Origin of the sequence: Desulfosporosinus sp. Sb-LF (assembly GCF_004766055.1) — a bacterium.
Taxonomy (GTDB): domain Bacteria; phylum Bacillota; class Desulfitobacteriia; order Desulfitobacteriales; family Desulfitobacteriaceae; genus Desulfosporosinus.
On sequence record NZ_SPQR01000003.1, the window covers coordinates 209,128 to 225,885 of the forward strand.

Here is a 16,758-nt window from a genome sequence, read left to right on the forward strand (position 1 = left end):
CTACCACCCCACTTTAAAATTTAATTCAAGAGTTATACACAATGTTAAGGGATCCGTGTAGGACTTGCCCTATTCCACACACTGATTGCGAAAATCGAAGACTCTTTTAGCTTTACCGGCACTGCGTTCGAGGGTTCCTGGCTGCACTATTTTCAAGCGGACATTAATAGAAAGTACGCCGTGGAGCCTCTGACGAATGTGTCCTGTGAAATCCTCAAGCTTGGAATATGGTTCAAGCAAGTCTTCGCGAGTAAGCTCCACCACCACTTCCAGCTCGTCGAGGAAGTTCCGCCTGTGGACATTGATCACGTAATTAGGTCCGATGCCTTCGATATTCATCAAGACACTTTCAATTTGAGAAGGAAAGACATTAACTCCGCGGATAATCAGCATATCATCCGTACGACCAACAACCTTGCGCATACGCGCTGTGGTCCGACCACACTGACAAGGTTCCTGGTTGATACGGGATATGTCCTTAGTTCGAAAACGTATCACGGGAAATGCTTCCTTAGTCAAGGAAGTGAAGACTAGTTCACCTTCCTGGCCAGGTTCGAGAACTTCACCAGTCTCAGGATCAATCGTCTCAACAATAAAATGGTCCTCAGCAATATGATGGCCGCACTTGTATTGACATTCCCCGGCCACTCCAGGTCCCATAACTTCGCTTAGTCCATAGTTATCTGAGGCAGAGATGTTCAATCTCGATTCAATTTCCTTGCGCATTTCCTCCGTCCAGGGTTCACCCCCGAATAGCCCAATCCTTAGATTCAAGGAGGAGATATCAATCCCCATCTTCTCGGCAACTTCAGCGATATAGAGCGAATAACTAGGAGTCGAAATCAGAACAGTTGTGCCAAAATCTCTCATTAACATCAGCTGTCGTTCTGTATTCCCTCCCGAGACAGGAACGACAAGGGCGCCTGCCCTTTCCAGTCCATAATGAAGGCCAAATCCCCCTGTAAAAAGGCCGTAGTTAAATGCAATTTGAGCAACATCTTCCGAGGTTATACCCGCCGCAGTGACCATCCTAGCTGTTAGATCTGTCCAGTTATTAAGATCATTAGCTGTATAGCCAACGACCACTGGGCGACCCGTAGTGCCCGATGAGGCATGAACACGAACTACTTCCTTTTGGGGCACGGAGAAAAGTCCAAAGGGATAATTGTCCCTTAAATCAACCTTCGTCGTAAAAGGGAGACGCTTTAAGTCGTCTAAAGATTTGATATCCTCAGGAGTAACATCCAATTCTTCAAATTTGGCTCTATAATGGGGCACCTTGTTGTACACTCTGTTAACAGTCCACTTCAGTCGCTCAAGCTGTAGTTCTTCCAGCCGACTACGGCTCATACATTCTTTCCCTAAATCCCAAATCACTATTAACCAACCTTTCTTCGCAAAAATTCAAAACACAAAAAATAGCTACCCAAAAAGGATAGCTACTAAAGCACAATCACAGAATGCTTCAAATTCTACCATCCTTCCATTTAGATAAAGATAATGCGGACCAGTTCTACCCTACTACAAACCTGTGAAACAATTCTCAGGTTTCTCTACAGAATCTATTCTAACCAACTATTGAATAATTGTCTATCAAAAAATTATTGAAACTCGTTTTATCAATAGGCAACTGCACTTTATTATTCAGTACAAAAATTAAAACTAGATTAACATATCCCCAATATAGGTAACATGGGGTTATAACAGACTTAGCCTTCCAGTTTTGTTGCAACCCCATGTTTTTAAAAATTCCATATAAATTTAAGGATTATTCATTGCATCAAAAGAATAACCTGTTACGGTTACCAACATAGCCTGGGTTAGCTTGAAAACCTCGGTCGACAACCACATTTCTCGTAGTCTGTTGATAAATATGCTGGGGAACATCGACAATATTTTGGCGTCTAATATTCACAATGGGATGAATAACAGGAACTAACCGTTGAGTGTAATAATCTTGAACAATATATTGTGGGGGACAGCAAATTGGTCTACATTGAGCACCATACATCAAAATACACCTTCCTTTCTTTACTTACTATATTCAACGAGAAGGTCATTTGGTATTATATCCCATTAAATTCCAAACTCATATGTTGAAGTTACTCACGAATTGATACACATCCATTACCTGTTCTACCGACTGATCATTTCCAAGAATCCCAGAACTACTACCAAAGATATACCCGCCCCCCTTAGAAGCCACAGCCAATAATTCCAAAGCCCTTTCCTTTCTGTTATCCTTTTCAAACCACCCTAAATCATAGCCCCCCATTAAACAGAGACTATTTTTTGTCGCCGTTTTAACACTAGCTATGTCCGTAAGCGAAGAAAAGTCCAAGGAATGCAAACCATTAACCCCTGAACTAACGATATCGTCTATGACCGACAATAAATTTCCATCGGCATGGAAGAAAATCGGCGCTTCATGTATTCGTAACCCCTTAACCTGCTCTGAAAGACCTGGGAAAAAGTTGTTACGCAGAGCCGTAGGGGAAATAAACGTTCCACCTTGATAAGCTATATCATCAGCGATGATTATTCCATTAGCCCCTGAAGCTAGAGCATTTAAGCCTAGTTCAAGATTGTTAGCGACCGACTCTGCGACCAGGCTAGGTAATATTGGGTCACCTTTTGCGATTGCTATCAAATAATCGCTAAACGACGGAAAAAGTTTTGCTGTTCCTTGAAATGGACCATTAATTAAAGCAAAAATAAAAAAATCTGTCTCTTCCCGCCATGGTTTGAACCCGTCCCAAACCTTTCCTTTATCTTTTTGTGAGGAAGAGGAAGAAAACGCTAACGCATCTAACCCACAAAGCTCGCAAGCCTCCACCCTATCCTTAAACGTGACGTTATTGTTTAGGTTTAATAATTTGGCCACAAATCCATCGTCAAGATGAAATTCTCCTTTAGGTATGCGATCCACACGCTCAAAGCGTGTAGCCGCCAGGATTCTTTCAATTTTAGTCACGGGGCATGCCTCCTCCACTTACCTAATTGCTTTCGAGAACTTTTGATCGGATAATACCTTTAAACCTCAGTTAAACTGCATTTTTTTCCGACGCATTAACAGAAACAATGAATATAACACCCGTTTATAAATAGAACCAAGCACGAACTAGAGTTTGCTTGGTTCTTACCTTATTCATTTTTATTACCTTTACACTGACGGAGCCGCCATTCCGAATTGACTCCACTCTTCCCGAGAAGGACCCATAATCCCAGGAACTTTTAGCCCTGCCTGTCTCATGAGCACGGTCATTTGCCCTCGATGATGGATTTGGTGATCAATTAGAACATTTAATGTGGTGCCAATAGTCCAACATTCTCCATACATGTTCCGTTCCTCCAAAAGAGTACTATCATTCCAGCGACTTTTAATTTCATTTAACATAACTTTATTAGCCGCTCTATAAGCATCAGCTATTTTCTGTGCGGTATTCGGAACAGGAGCGTCCTCTTGGATACCATCGAAGACTAAACCGGTTTTCGAAGTCATTTCAGGTATGGTTGTTACGATATGCCAGGCAATTCGCCCTAAGCTACGATCATCCATTGTGACTGATTGATCGAGGGAATCATCGGTTAATACATCAAGTATCCGTTGAGTAGATTCCGACTCCTTTTCCCAACTAACTAAAAAAGCAGCTATCGAAGTAAACATACTACCCCTCCCAACCCATAATTTCAACTAATGTTACCAGTCTATACCCATAAAGGTCAAGATTATATTGAACATTATGATTAGTAAGAAGACAATAGCCATATAAACAACTTTCTATAAATCTTCAAGATATTGCATGTATGCGTTTACTCATCCTCTGATTTGCTTGCAGTATCCATAATATTGTCATCTGCACCTATACTATTTTCATTACCTACAGGTACTTTCAAGGAGTTAATAAGATTACCTATTTGAACTCCCGTTAGTTGTTCGATAACTTCTGGCATTTGGGCCATCATATCCGTGATATCGCGCGTTACTTTTTGCATACCTGAGTTATCTCCACCCGTCGAGATGACTGTGATCTTATCTATGTTTTCTAGAGGGCTAGCAATAGCCTTTGCTAACTCTGGGATTCCTGATAAGAGTTTATCAAGAATGGCTGCTTGAGAGTAATTACTGAAGGATTGTGCTTTGGCTAAAATAGTATCTGCTTCGGCTTTGCCTTTGGCTCGAATGATTTCCGCTTCCGAATTACCAACTGCCCTAGTCGCTTCTGCTTTTGCTTCATTCTCAAGCTTAATAGTAAGAGCGTTGGCTTCGGCTTTAGCTTGATTTTCTATTTTAATTGCTCTAGCGTGTGCCTCAGCTGGCTTGATAATGTCTGCTTCTAGTTCTTTTTGTTTACGTTCAATTTCTGCATTTGCGACATTTACTTGCCCTTGTCGTTCAATCTCCTTGATCTTCCATTCCTGTTGGGTCAGGTTTTGTTTGAGTTCGGCTGTACGAAGATTATAGGCATTTTCCTTATCTGCTCTTGCAGTCTCGACTTCAGTGTCATATTTTGCTTTTTTAAGATTTAGTTCCTTAATATTCTCGGCTTGTTTTGATTGAGATGCTGTTTCCGCCATAACTCGTTCTTGTTCGGCGTTTGTTTTCGCAATCGCTGCGTCTCTATTGGCAGAAGCTTTGGTTGTTTCTGTCTCTTTCTCGGCAATAGCCTGAGCAATCTGAGCCTCTTTTAAGACACGCGCAATCTCCGGTTTACCCATATTTTCGATATAACCATTTGCATCTTTAACATTTTTAATGGTGAACGATCTAACTTCCAGACCCATTTTAGAGAGATCCAATTGACAAGTGGCAAGCATCCGAGATTGAACCATTTCAGGGTCCTTAACGATTTCTTCAACGGTTAACGTCCCGACGATCCCACGAAGATGTCCTTCCATGACCTGTTTTATCATCGCCTCACGTTCTTCAGAATCTTTATTAAGAAACTGGATCGAGGCCGTTTTGATACTATCTGAGTTATCCTGAACTTTAATCTGAGAAACCGCTTCAACCGTCACTGCCACCCCTTGGTTTGTATACAAGTCATTTTGTGGCGCGATATCAAAGGACATTAACGCTAAAGATAATCGTTTGGAGGTTTGCACAAGTGGCCACACAACTCTACCACCACCCGTTATGACATTACTTCCGCCCATACCGAAAACTACTAAAGCCTCATCCGGACCTACCTTTTGAAACATCTTAGCCAGAACGGTTACAACTAACAAGAGCCCAATCACTGCTATAAGAATAATTGTGATAACTTGAAATAAACCCATATAACCAACACCCTCCCCTTCGCATTGCCCGTTTCTTTAGTATTCCATCTTAAATTTATCTTTCTTAACGATTATGGCGACACCATTAACGATACCAATAATGACGACCTCTTCCCCTTTCTTCACGTCCCCTGTCTGCTTGTGCTTGGCAGTTATTGCCCTTGTATCTCCTTCAAGGGTGTAAATCACCTCTCCCACCCGATGTTCTGATACTACCGAACTTACCGTACCGGTTACTCCAATAATGTCTTCTAAAGTAGTAGTGAGGAATTTCGACTGTCCTTTCAGCATAGCAGAAAGCAGTTTCCGTACTGCATACCAGCATAACCACCCAATAGCAAGGGCGGGCATCAATGACAAAATAGCTTCTCTTCTTATTCCATATGAGATTAGTCCAGTTGCACCAAAACCAATCAGGAAGGCAAATAAAGCATTTATATTTAAGAGTGGAACATTATTACTTGAAGTAGTGTCCTGAGAGACTGCAGCGTGATGACCAATATGTACCGCGGTATGGTCAAAGCTTCCTTGTGGCGTGTGCGATGCCCCGTGACCATTTCCGAAGATCAAAGCCGTGATACTAAGTATGACCCCTAGACTCATACATATTACATAGACTGCATTGATGGTATCAATATAATAATTCCCCATTTTTCCACCCCCCATAGTTCCTCAGTTTGGATTAGACGCACACCTATCCTAATAACATACTTGCTAGTTACTTAAGTATGTATGTTTCTTCTAGTTTCTCGATCTCTATGATTCGGTAAAATCCAGTATATCCCTTTATTCTAACGGTCCTAATCTATATTTTCTGAGCTATTCCGGTACACCCTTCGCTATGAGCCCTGAAAGTCAAAATGAGGCCGCCTAACTGATGTTAGGCGACCTCTTATTCCGCGATGTAAAATCAAAGATGTTTTCCTCCAGTAAACATGGCTACAAACTACTAATTTGACGATTGAATTCTGAGAGTGTAAGACCACAGAGGAAGCTTCCAACCGTATCAAATCCCATTCTTTCAACCGTTTTGGCAAATCGTTCTTTCGGTGTGCCATTATCTCTATAATAGATAATAGCTTTTTCGACAATATCCAGTGCCTCACTTAATGAATAGAGACCTGGCAATACCCTTCCTATCGAGTATTCTTTTCCAGACATTCCCCCAATAAAAATAGCTACTTGGTCTGGTTTTCTACCCTGTAAGCCAACACATCCGAACCTAGGCTTAGAACAACCATTACCACACCCACTAACTTCGATTCTAAATTTATTAGGGAGTCTTTCATCATAATACCCTTTATAAAATCGTGCGTCGATTTCTTTTGTTACATCTTCGGTGTTAAATAAGCTCCTGCTACACACATTCCCTTTACAGGTATGAGCGGGTCTAACTCTCAAGCCTGTGCCACCAACAGACAGTCCCACTTCTTTAAGCTCTCTTTTTACATTATCGAGATCTTGATACTGTATCCAGGGAATTTCGACATTTAATCTTTGCGTTAGGCTAAAAGAACCCCTGCCATATTTCTCACTAACGTCGGCAATTTTACGCGATTCTTGGGCATTCATTTTACCAGACGGTATGGAAACACGACAGCTAAAGTGCACACCATCCTTCAGTGCAATAAATCCCTGTCCTTGTAAGGATTTCTTCTGTTCATCTGTTAATTCCATCACTATGGGAGCCTCCTCTATGTTCTAACAGGACTTAGTTTTCAAATTTCAGCGTACCTTCTTAGGAAGAAGTATGCCATCTTTATACTAAAGGCTATATGAGAGCTACTTAAACGTTCACGTTAATTACGCCTCTCCATTATCAGGCTTATCTAATAAATTAATTACAGGGCGAGAATCGTACCCTAGAAGAAGTCTTTCCAGATCTTCATAGCTCTGAGCCCCAAAGGCTGTTCGACCCTCAACGATAAAATAGGGCACACCTGGAATCCCTATTCGCTGGGCTTCTTCAATATCTTGTAAAACTGCTTCCTCATATTTTTTAGATACGAGTGCTTGTCGGAATTCTTCTTTATCAAGTCCGCTCTGTACAGCAAGCTCAGTCAAAACATTTAGATCATTAATGTCTTTATATTCTTGAAACTGAGCGGCAAAAACGACATTATGATATTTATCGCCAAGCCCTTGTTCCTCCGCGAATTTAGCTCCTTCCAAAGCAAATCTGGAGTGTTTACTCTTCTCATTAAAGGTCATCTGAAGTCCATACTTCTGACCTAAAGTTTCAATACCCAATTTCGCCTGAGCTAGATATTCCGGAGTTTTCTCAGGAATTTCAAAACCCTCTGGCCTTAGCTCAAAGGATTTCCATTCTACTGTTAGATTTCTGTCCTTGGCCAACTGGTCAAGTGGGACTTTCCCAATCATGCAAAAGGGTCATAGAAAATCTGAAAAGATCGTTATTTTGTTTGCCAATGACTTTCCCTCCAAAACACCATTATTACTCAAGCCCTGTTTGCGATAAATCCTTACAATTCTTTATAGTAAGGAAACTGTTCACCTATCATGGCGGCTATTTCCCAAATATAATCATTACCCATTATTTCTCGTCGGTCCACTCCGAATCCTTTTCTTTTTAAAAGATTCAACATGTTTTTATCAACTGCATATCCCGACAGGAACTTAGCCCCTTGCTCTCTCGCAAACACAGAGATATTATGAAATACCTTATCGAGAACACCATCACTCAATGAATCGAAATCATCATTTTTAACTAATACGATATCATTGATGAAAACTTCAGTCTTGTTAAGTTTTGATAAATGTACGCTAATGACAGATTCCTCAAAGCCCAGGGTGTCCACCCACTTGATCTGGGGTAATTGTACTCCCAATAGACTTGTAAGTTCGGGGCTATTCTTATAAGGGTCATAGTATTCCTGTAATAATTCGACCAGTTCCAGATTATGTGCTCTTGCTTGCACTGAGATATTATAAAGACTTGGATAAGCAAGTCTTATCTCATCATCCCGAAGCACCTTAATGCCGGGATCCCTTCCAATTTCTGCGGCAATGTCATCCATTGGTAATAAAAGATCAATCTGTTCCTTTGATGGGTTCCATTGTTCTGCAAAGATTCGCTGCGGCTTAATTGACATTTCTACCTCACACCTTTTCAAATACTTAAATTCTTCGAAAACTAATCTAGGGTTGATTGAGCAACACACAATAATAACGCCTACAATTATTAAATCCTATTATATCTTTACCCTGCCACAAAATCCAATGACATTGGATAATTTCAATGTAAAAGCAACTATTGCATAGAGAGAAACAATCTCTAAGACTGTTTTTTAAAGTTCAAGTTTTTCATCGTTATTAAGGATCGGACAGCGACTTCTCCCATTTCGGCATAACCCTCAATGCTAGGATGGACATCGTCAACGAAAAGTCGGGCAGACTGACCAGCTCTTATCCTATTCAGGAATGGCGTATAAAAGTCAATACACTCTATTCTCCTCTCATCGGCATAACTTTTTAGCCAATCCCTGTATTCCGCCAAAAATTGTTCTTCTTTGGGTAATAAGGACGGCGTTGGTAAGCCAAGAATAGGAGTAATCCCGTGTTGCCCACAAATTTCCACCATAGCAATAAAGTTAGCGCTTACCGTAATCAAAGGGTACTCTTCGTAAGCATCATTAGCCCCTCCAAGGATAATGACATGGGTAGCGGCATGGGCAATGACATCCCGCAAAAATCGTTCACGCATCCCCCCCGTAAAATCTCCAGAGATTCCTTGATTTAAAACCTGAACTCTAAAAGCCTTAGCTACATATTCTACCCAAGACTTCTGATGACTAAAAGGATATCCTTCAGTGATTGAATCTCCTATGGCCACGATTTTCATTAGTTACGCACCTCATTGCTCACATAATAGTCTTGCTAAGATTAGTCTTGCTAACATAAACACCCCTAACACCGAAGTGCCAGGGGCGTTCCCAAGTTAGCCGAAGTAAGATAAAACTGGAATAAATTCCTTGGGACGACCACGCTATAATCAAACACATCCGCTATGATTTGGTTCCATATCCGACTTTTGCTCTCACTACCGATCAGAGTAATTCGCCGGATCTGTTTTTCAGGCAAGAGGATTTCATCACTTGACGGAAGAGCATAGAACACCCTCGAGTCTCTTGAAATCGCTAGGAACCCTTTTGAGGCTTGCTAACCATTCAAAGATTACTTTTTCCTTCTCAATAAGTTCCTCTTCCTTTAGTTTTCTTTGGTCGAGTCTCGCAAATTTATCGACTAAAGCGCTGCCTACCACGACTCCATCGCAAACGTTAGCTAAAGTTTGGACTTGCTTTGGTTTCTGAATCCCAAAGCCGACACAACGAGGAATTTGTAAGCTTTTTCCCAAGTTTTCAATGAACTGGCTAACATTCGCCGGGATTTCAACTTCGCCTCCAGTAATTCCATTCCGCGAAAGAACATAGGCAAATCCTTCCGTTTCGTGAGCAACGGCCTCTATATCCAGCTCACGACTCGTTTGAGCAATCATCGGAATAAAGACCAATTTGTCGCCGACATGTTTTTTCGTTCTGGCACGAAGAGCCTTTCCTTCTCCCCAAGGCAAATCTGGCAAAATGAACCCATCAACCCCTGCGTCAGCAGAATCCTCCATCAAATGGTCCCACCCATAAGTGAGCAACGGATTGAGATAGCTCATTAAGAGAAGCGGTGTCGTTTCATTGATCTTGCGGAATTCCCGAACAAGATCTAAGGTTCGTTTAACCGTCATTTTCCCGTTTAGGGCCCTCTCGGCGGCAGCTTGAATAACCGGTCCATCCGCCATCGGATCACTAAAGGGAACCCCCAGTTCTAATACATCCACTCCATGATCCACTAGCCCTCGTAGGCGACGAAGACTCGTTTCTACATTAGGATCTCCTGCCATTAAATAGGAAACAAGACGAGTTACTCCAATAGGAGCACTTCTAAAAACAGCGTTAAGTCTTTCACTCATGATTTGCTCCCCCCTTCCAAATACTGAGCCAGAGTTTCTACGTCTTTATCTCCCCTTCCCGAAAGATTTACGACGATCACCTGATCTTTTGAGAGCCTAGGGGCAAGTTTCGCCGCATATGCAACGGCATGCGCGCTTTCCAGGGCCGGTAAAATTCCTTCAGTTTGACAGAGTAAGGTACACGCTTCAAGGGTTTCCCGATCAGATATGCTGACGTATTCCGCCCGGCCACTCTCTTTGAGATAGCTGTGTTCAGGTCCAACACCTGGATAATCGAGTCCTGCGGAAATAGAGGTCGTAACTACGATCTGGCCATCCTCATCATGCAACAAAAAACTATAGGCACCATGCAGAACCCCCGGTTCGCCTAGGCATAGACTAGCTGCATTTTCTCCCTTGTTGTTCCCTGTTCCACCAGCTTCCACTCCGATTAGTTTTACCTCTGTGTCAGCGATAAACGGATGGAAAATTCCAATCGCATTACTTCCTCCGCCGATACAAGCTATAACAACATCCGGAAGCTTTCCTACCTCCTCTATGGCCTGCTCCCTCGTCTCCTGCCCAATCACTGCTTGAAAGTCCCGAACAATGGTTGGATAAGGATGCGGTCCGGCTGCTGTCCCGAAACAATAAAATGTCTCTCCGACATTCGTCACCCAATCCCGAAGAGCTTCATTAATTGCATCTTTGAGTGTACGCGAACCTAGGGTTACTGTACGAACCTCCGCTCCTAGTAACCGCATGCGCAAGACATTTAAGTGTTGTCTTTGAACATCTTCTTCTCCCATATAAACCACGCACGGAAGACCAAACAGAGCACAAGCCGTGGCCGTGGCGACTCCATGTTGCCCCGCACCTGTCTCGGCAATCACTCGTTTCTTGCCCATACGTTTTGCAAGGAGAACCTGCCCTATCGTGTTGTTAATTTTATGAGCGCCAGTATGATTGAGGTCCTCTCTTTTAAGAAAAACTCGAGCCCCACCCAGATGCTCCGTTAAGCGCTTGGCTTCATATAATAGAGAAGGGCGCCCGACGTACTTTTGTAAATACTCTTTAAATTCTCGTTGGAAACTCTCATCTTGGCGAGACTTATTGTAAGCTTCCTCCAATTCACTCAAAGCGGGTACTAGTGTTTCTGGAACATAGGCACCACCATAGGGCCCAAAATGCCCACTTGTTTCGCACCTCTCAGCTGTTAAAACATGTATTTTCTCGACCATTACCATTGGAAAATCTCCTTTCGTACTTATGAACTTTACAGTCTTCTTTATGCTATTTTGTTTCATGGGATTTTTGATGGGTAAAACAAAAGGAGCCCTCTATCCTAAAAGGACGGAAAGCTCCGTGGTACCACCTTAATTCGTATAGGTAACTCTTTTCTAGTCCAGTCAAAGAAACGTAATTGGACTATAGAAGTAAAAATTACCTAATACCTCAATCTTTCAGGTACGGAGAAAAAACTCTTTCCTCGATACCCTTGTTTCTATAACGGGAAACCCCCGGAATCACCTACTTGCCTCGGAGCGTTCGGATCACACCTCTGAGAACCATTCAGTCAAAGAGATTGTATCAGACTCTCACCACCTCTGACTCGCTAAGACACTCCCATTAAGACATACTATTTCTCATCATCAGCTACTGTGTATAATTTTTACTATTATAAGATAGCGGTTCATTGTTGTCAAGGAACTTTCTAGATAACCGAATTGTTCATCTTACCTCACATTACAAAATCCCACATAATAATTGCCACCCTAGCATTCAAGTGCGAAATTTTAAGACTAAAATTATGCTTTAATCTTTTAAATAATATGTGCTAAATTATCCCTTGTTTAGTCCAATCTTCAATCTGACTGGGAGTTGCGCCAAGTAAATTTCGCAAAACTTCTTGGGTGTGTTGGCCCAGCGTCGGAGGTTCAGTGGCTGTTACGTTACTACCTACACCGCCCACAGAGGTGGCTACCTGTATTAGATTTCCCCAGCTGTCTGTTTTCTGCTCCCATACCAAACTCTTAGACGCTACGTAGTCATGACTCATCATCTCATCGTTTTCTAAAATGGGCATCAGGCAGCAGTCCACCTTTAGCCCAAACTCTGCCCACTCAGCAAATGTTCTGCTCTTAAAAAGTTTCATAAGATCAATGTACGTTGCATTAGCCATGTCCGCGGGACTAAAATGATCTTTAATCCAGTCTTCCTGATTAACTGCGCGACAGAAATTAACCCAGAATTTCTTCTCCAACGCCCCAAGGCTGAGATAACGACCATCACCCGTTTCATAAATATTGTACGCAATTATTCCCCCTGTAATATCAGAAATCCCATAACCCGTTCCCGTCACCTTCTGAATTAAGGAGTGTAAAGTCGTCATCCCAATTAGGGTATCTGTGATAGCATAATCTAAATACGATCCCTCGTGAGTCAGAGAACGTTTTACTAAGGCCGCCAATATAGCCTCAGAAGCACCAATTCCACCAATCATATCGGCAAACTGAAGACATGGCTGAACAGGCCTACCTTGCTTATCCTTCATTTGTACCAATACCCCGCTTAGTGCCATATAGTTTAGATCGTGACTTCCTAAATCGCTTAATAGTCCTGATTGTCCAAAACCTGTCAGCGAACAGTATATTAAATCTGGTCGTACTTTCTTTAGGGCCTGATAGCCTATACCAAGAGCATCGGCCACGCCTGGTCGGAAACTCTCGATTACAACATCCGCCTTACTAGCCAGCATAAAGGCCAACTCTTGACCAGGCTTTTCTTTAAGATTAATTGTGACGCTTTTTTTATCACGGTTGTTGGCCAAGAACAATAAACCTGTTCCTCCTAGTTCTCCACCCATTTGGCGGGCAGGATCACCACTCAACGGTGGTTCAACCTTAATTACCTCCGCACCTAAGTCAGCAAGACGGAGACTAGCAAATGGTCCTGGTAAGTACCGTGAAAAATCAACCACACATAGCCCTTTTAACATTATTACCCCTCCATACTTAGAAATTATTAGTCCAATTTTTCCGAGTCGTTAAAACCCCTAGGTCTTTCCACCCTTTCCTACTAATAATCTAGGTCATGCTAGGCGTTAGATAACCATCCTAATAAGTCTACGTTGTTAAATCACTTTCTCCATCCGCCATCGAATCCCTCTTTTCTCTTGGAAGAAATTTACTACGCTAAATTTGACTACTATTGCACTTAGTAGTCAAAAAACTAGGTGTTTCTCTTCTCCTTCGCATTTGTAAACTATTTTTCTTTGTTGTGCCATTTAAGCCTACGGAGCTTTCGACTTCATAATAAACAAAAAGAGCCCTCTGTCCGGAAAGGACGGAAAACTCCATGGTCTCATCTCAATTCGTATCAACCTTATCTTCTTCCAGGTCTCTTCAATCTAATGAGACTGAAGAAATATTCAGTTCTAGATTAGCCCCTATTAGTCCAATCTTCAATCTGTGTGGGAGTTGCGCCAAAGTTAGTACAATTAAACGCATCTAACCTTGTTTCATTACTCATAATATGATTATAGTGAAACATCGTTCTCCACGTTCTCCAATTCACCCCTGACAAGAGAAGCGTATAAATGCCACGAGTACAGCGCAGAGTACAGTTATAGCATTGATTTATGACAAGTAGAGATAGTTTTACGGCACAATACTAATAGACCTTAAGAAACCAGATTAACCAAGGAGTTCAAATCAGGAAGGAATGATCACCATAAATAACGACAACACCCTTCGCCGAGAAATGGAACGTTCTTACGAGCCACTTAGCCCTTTTGAACTTAAAAACAAATTAATTAGCCTTGCACATAAACATGGTGATACTAGCCTTTGGGCAATGCTCAACGCCGGAAGAGGCAACCCCAATTGGATTGCAGCCACTCCACGAGAAGCTTTCTTTACTCTAGGCCAATTTGCTATGGAGGAAACCCGTAGTGTTTGGAAAGATAAGGATCTCGCCGGCATGCCTGGGAAAAAAAGGATCGCAGAACGTCTGAGAACCTACCTTGAAAAGCATCAAGACTCACCCGGAGTCGATTTTCTCCAGGCCAGCCTTGATTATGGCACCACCAATCTGGGGTTTAACCCGGATACATGGGTACATGAACTTGTGGATGGGATCATTGGCGATAACTACCCAGTACCGGATCGGATGCTCGTTCACCTCGAACAGGTTGTTCATAGTTATCTAATTCAAGAAATGTGTGATAAAGTTTCTCCTCCCGGAAAATACGACTTGTTCTCCGTTGAGGGTGGCACTGCAGCGATGTGTTATATATTCGACTCTTTAATTGCTAACAATTTACTGTCCATCGGAGACAAAGTTGCGCTTATGGTGCCAACTTTTACTCCGTATCTGGAGATTCCACATCTATCACGCTATCAGTTTGATGTTGTCAGGATTAGAGCAAATGAAATCGATGAACGTGGGTTTAATACTTGGCAATATCCCAATTCAGAGATCGAAAAACTAACCGATCCCAGTATCAAGGCATTATTCGTTGTGAACCCTAGTAACCCACCCTCTGTAGCAATTAGAACAGAGTCAAAGGACTACCTCTTGAAGGTTCTCAAGGAACACAATCCGAATTTAATGATCATTACGGATGATGTATATGGTACGTTCGTCAATGACTTTCGCTCGCTCATGGCGGATTTGCCGTTTAATACCCTCGGAGTATATTCATTCTCTAAATATTTCGGAGCAACGGGTTGGCGTCTTGGAGTTATCGCCCTTCATCAAGACAATGTCTTTGATCATTTACTAAAAGAACAGCCGAACGAACAAAAAGCCGCTTTGGCTGAACGCTATGGAACCATGACTTTAAATCCTGAACAACTTCGTTTTATTGATCGAATGGTTGCGGATAGCCGTCAAGTCGCTCTGAATCATACGGCAGGTTTATCCACTCCTCAGCAGGTACAAATGAGTCTTTTTGCGCTCTTTGCATTGCTTGATAAAGAGAACCGTTATAAGAAGCTGACACAGGAAATTTGTCACCATCGACAAGCACTACTGTACGAAGGCTTCGGTCTAGAGTTACGCAATGATGTATTTGATGCTGCTTACTATAGTCAGATCGATCTATTAGTATGGGCAAAGATCAAGTACGGTGACGAATTCGTTCAGTACTTAGAAGAGAACTATGAGCCCACTGACATTCTATTTCGGCTAGCAGAGGAATCTTCTATTGTGCTCCTCAACGGCGGCGGATTCGGCGGACCGGAGTGGTCCATTCGAACGTCTCTTGCCAACTTGAACGACGAAGCTTATCGTGAAATCGGGGAAACCGTCCAAAAGACGTTTGAGGAGTACGCAGCATCATGGAAAGCTGCGAAAGCAACGCCACAGTAAAAGTGACTAGAAAATCGCAATTATGTCAATGAAAGTTATTTTTCAGTTGAGAAATCGGACTACCCATGAACAGTCTTCCACTGACGACCCCCACAACAGTCTTTAAAAACACATAGAACCATAGAAGAATAAGAAGTATCGTTAAGAAAGCTCCATATCCATATGTAAGGGGAGAGTGAAAAATCGCCGCTATTTTCTGGCTGGCTATTGTATAGGCTGCCAGGGGAAAGATAAAGGCCCACCATCCCAAACCGAATGGAATCCCTTCTCTACGGGAGTGATAAAAACAAATCATTCCAATGATTCCAACCACCCAAATGCCAAAACCCCAAATAATCGCTGCTCCAATATTAGCTAAATCAACGGAGGACAAAACTCCCATGTTTTGAGCATTCTTTGCAATATCAACAATTGCACTTACCGCAAGGCCAATTGCGCTTAGAAAAATGCCGAACGTGGGAGTCAACCCTGCAGGTGGAAGCGGATGTTGCACGAGACGAACGAAAATCACAGCACTAATAAAGATAAATAAAAAGAAGCCAATACCAAACATGGCTATGTTCGCCATTAAGATGGACATACTCCATGTCGGTGCATACTTTAAACTTAAATTTAAGACGGGATTACCTATCAACAACAAAGCCATATTGGCAATGGGCGCCATAATCCAGGAAAAATTCGTTGTTTCTGGATTAGGCGCTACTTCAAGTTGCATGATTCTAAAGGTCGTATAAAAGGTAAAGAATATTACTCCTACATTCGCTATTATCCAAGCCGAGGTCGTAAGTATAAAGGTCAGAGATCCGCCCAAATATCCGCTCCAGATAGTATAAATATTTGTTCCAACAATGACAGTGGCTACGGGCATAGTCACAAAAAAGTTACCAGCAACCGGGTGGTGAAGGTCCCTTTGCGCGTACTCGAAAAAAGAAATCCAGCGGATAATCCAGGGGACAAGAACCACGAAATAAAGGACATCCGCTAGTATCGCTAAAACCATTCCTAAAATGTGTCCTGCAAAAAAGACAGTTTGCCATTGATATAAGATATTTGCGAGCCCCCCTGTGCCCATGATCATAGCAAACCATCCTGGTGCTAAATATTTAATCGCATGACGCTCGAGCATGTTATAGAAACCCCTCTTT

The 16,758-nt window shown here is 42.3% G+C and carries 15 protein-coding genes; 1 reads left to right on the top strand and 14 read right to left on the bottom strand.

The window, feature by feature from the left end; translation table 11 throughout:
- Positions 1-69 precede the first annotated feature (69 nt).
- The 13 genes from E4K68_RS05625 to E4K68_RS05690 form a co-directional block, all read right to left on the bottom strand.
- Complete coding sequence (locus E4K68_RS05625; protein WP_199241694.1) at positions 70-1,377, bottom strand: phenylacetate--CoA ligase; 1,308 nt, start codon at positions 1,375-1,377, stop codon at positions 70-72.
- A 403-nt stretch (positions 1,378-1,780) separates the two neighbouring features.
- A complete protein-coding gene (locus E4K68_RS05630; RefSeq protein WP_135378126.1) occupies positions 1,781-2,011 on the bottom strand; it encodes a spore coat protein D in 231 nt (76 codons plus the stop codon).
- 78 nt (positions 2,012-2,089) lie between these two features.
- A complete protein-coding gene (locus E4K68_RS05635; RefSeq protein WP_135377978.1) occupies positions 2,090-2,974 on the bottom strand; it encodes a uroporphyrinogen decarboxylase family protein in 885 nt (294 codons plus the stop codon).
- Between the two features lie 189 nt (positions 2,975-3,163).
- Entirely contained in the window at positions 3,164-3,667 is a 504-nt protein-coding gene (locus E4K68_RS05640) for a DinB family protein (protein ID WP_135377980.1), read from the bottom strand.
- 146 nt (positions 3,668-3,813) lie between these two features.
- Entirely contained in the window at positions 3,814-5,280 is a 1,467-nt protein-coding gene (locus E4K68_RS05645) for an SPFH domain-containing protein (RefSeq protein ID WP_135377982.1), read from the bottom strand.
- Positions 5,281-5,316: 36 nt separating this feature from the next.
- Positions 5,317-5,931 carry an NfeD family protein gene (locus E4K68_RS05650; RefSeq protein ID WP_135377984.1) on the bottom strand — a complete coding sequence of 205 codons (615 nt, stop codon included), beginning with the start codon at positions 5,929-5,931 and terminating at the stop codon, positions 5,317-5,319.
- Between the two features lie 288 nt (positions 5,932-6,219).
- A complete protein-coding gene (locus tag E4K68_RS05655; RefSeq protein WP_135378127.1) occupies positions 6,220-6,957 on the bottom strand; it encodes a sulfite reductase subunit beta (hemoprotein) in 738 nt (245 codons plus the stop codon).
- Between the two features lie 126 nt (positions 6,958-7,083).
- Positions 7,084-7,710 (bottom strand): DsbA family oxidoreductase, encoded by a 627-nt coding sequence (locus E4K68_RS05660; protein ID WP_135377985.1) that lies wholly within the window; start codon positions 7,708-7,710, stop codon positions 7,084-7,086.
- Positions 7,711-7,763: 53 nt separating this feature from the next.
- Positions 7,764-8,393 carry a hypothetical protein gene (locus tag E4K68_RS05665; protein ID WP_135377986.1) on the bottom strand — a complete coding sequence of 210 codons (630 nt, stop codon included), beginning with the start codon at positions 8,391-8,393 and terminating at the stop codon, positions 7,764-7,766.
- Positions 8,394-8,575: 182 nt separating this feature from the next.
- Entirely contained in the window at positions 8,576-9,142 is a 567-nt protein-coding gene (locus E4K68_RS05670; RefSeq protein WP_135377987.1) for a GDSL-type esterase/lipase family protein, read from the bottom strand.
- A 249-nt stretch (positions 9,143-9,391) separates the two neighbouring features.
- Positions 9,392-10,261 carry a tryptophan synthase subunit alpha gene (trpA, locus tag E4K68_RS05680; RefSeq protein WP_135377989.1) on the bottom strand — a complete coding sequence of 290 codons (870 nt, stop codon included), beginning with the start codon at positions 10,259-10,261 and terminating at the stop codon, positions 9,392-9,394.
- Complete coding sequence (gene trpB / locus E4K68_RS05685; protein ID WP_135378128.1) at positions 10,258-11,481, bottom strand: tryptophan synthase subunit beta; 1,224 nt, start codon at positions 11,479-11,481, stop codon at positions 10,258-10,260. The genes trpA and trpB overlap by 4 nt, the downstream gene beginning before the upstream one ends.
- 596 nt (positions 11,482-12,077) lie before the next feature.
- The gene (locus E4K68_RS05690) at positions 12,078-13,238 is read right to left on the bottom strand and encodes a CaiB/BaiF CoA-transferase family protein (protein ID WP_135377990.1); all 1,161 of its coding nucleotides are present in this window, start codon (positions 13,236-13,238) and stop codon (positions 12,078-12,080) included.
- A 725-nt stretch (positions 13,239-13,963) separates the two neighbouring features.
- Here E4K68_RS05690 and aspD point away from each other — a divergent pair.
- Positions 13,964-15,613, top strand: coding sequence for an aspartate 4-decarboxylase (aspD, locus tag E4K68_RS05695; protein ID WP_199241695.1), 1,650 nt, complete (start codon positions 13,964-13,966; stop codon positions 15,611-15,613).
- Between the two features lie 25 nt (positions 15,614-15,638).
- Here the strand turns inward: aspD and E4K68_RS05700 are convergent, their stop codons facing one another.
- Complete coding sequence (locus tag E4K68_RS05700; RefSeq protein WP_135377991.1) at positions 15,639-16,739, bottom strand: C4-dicarboxylate ABC transporter; 1,101 nt, start codon at positions 16,737-16,739, stop codon at positions 15,639-15,641.
- Positions 16,740-16,758: the final 19 nt, after the last annotated feature.

Coding starts and splice junctions, on each gene's coding strand:
- trpA (WP_135377989.1), bottom strand. CDS start 10,261: ATGAGTGAAAGACTTAACGCTGTTTTTAGAAGTGCTCCTATTGGAGTA.
- E4K68_RS05670 (WP_135377987.1), bottom strand. CDS start 9,142: ATGAAAATCGTGGCCATAGGAGATTCAATCACTGAAGGATATCCTTTT.
- E4K68_RS05690 (WP_135377990.1), bottom strand. CDS start 13,238: ATGTTAAAAGGGCTATGTGTGGTTGATTTTTCACGGTACTTACCAGGA.
- E4K68_RS05645 (WP_135377982.1), bottom strand. CDS start 5,280: ATGGGTTTATTTCAAGTTATCACAATTATTCTTATAGCAGTGATTGGG.
- aspD (WP_199241695.1), top strand. CDS start 13,964: ATGATCACCATAAATAACGACAACACCCTTCGCCGAGAAATGGAACGT.
- E4K68_RS05640 (WP_135377980.1), bottom strand. CDS start 3,667: ATGTTTACTTCGATAGCTGCTTTTTTAGTTAGTTGGGAAAAGGAGTCG.
- trpB (WP_135378128.1), bottom strand. CDS start 11,481: ATGGTCGAGAAAATACATGTTTTAACAGCTGAGAGGTGCGAAACAAGT.
- E4K68_RS05700 (WP_135377991.1), bottom strand. CDS start 16,739: ATGCTCGAGCGTCATGCGATTAAATATTTAGCACCAGGATGGTTTGCT.
- E4K68_RS05650 (WP_135377984.1), bottom strand. CDS start 5,931: ATGGGGAATTATTATATTGATACCATCAATGCAGTCTATGTAATATGT.
- E4K68_RS05630 (WP_135378126.1), bottom strand. CDS start 2,011: ATGTATGGTGCTCAATGTAGACCAATTTGCTGTCCCCCACAATATATT.
- E4K68_RS05655 (WP_135378127.1), bottom strand. CDS start 6,957: ATGGAATTAACAGATGAACAGAAGAAATCCTTACAAGGACAGGGATTT.
- E4K68_RS05665 (WP_135377986.1), bottom strand. CDS start 8,393: ATGTCAATTAAGCCGCAGCGAATCTTTGCAGAACAATGGAACCCATCA.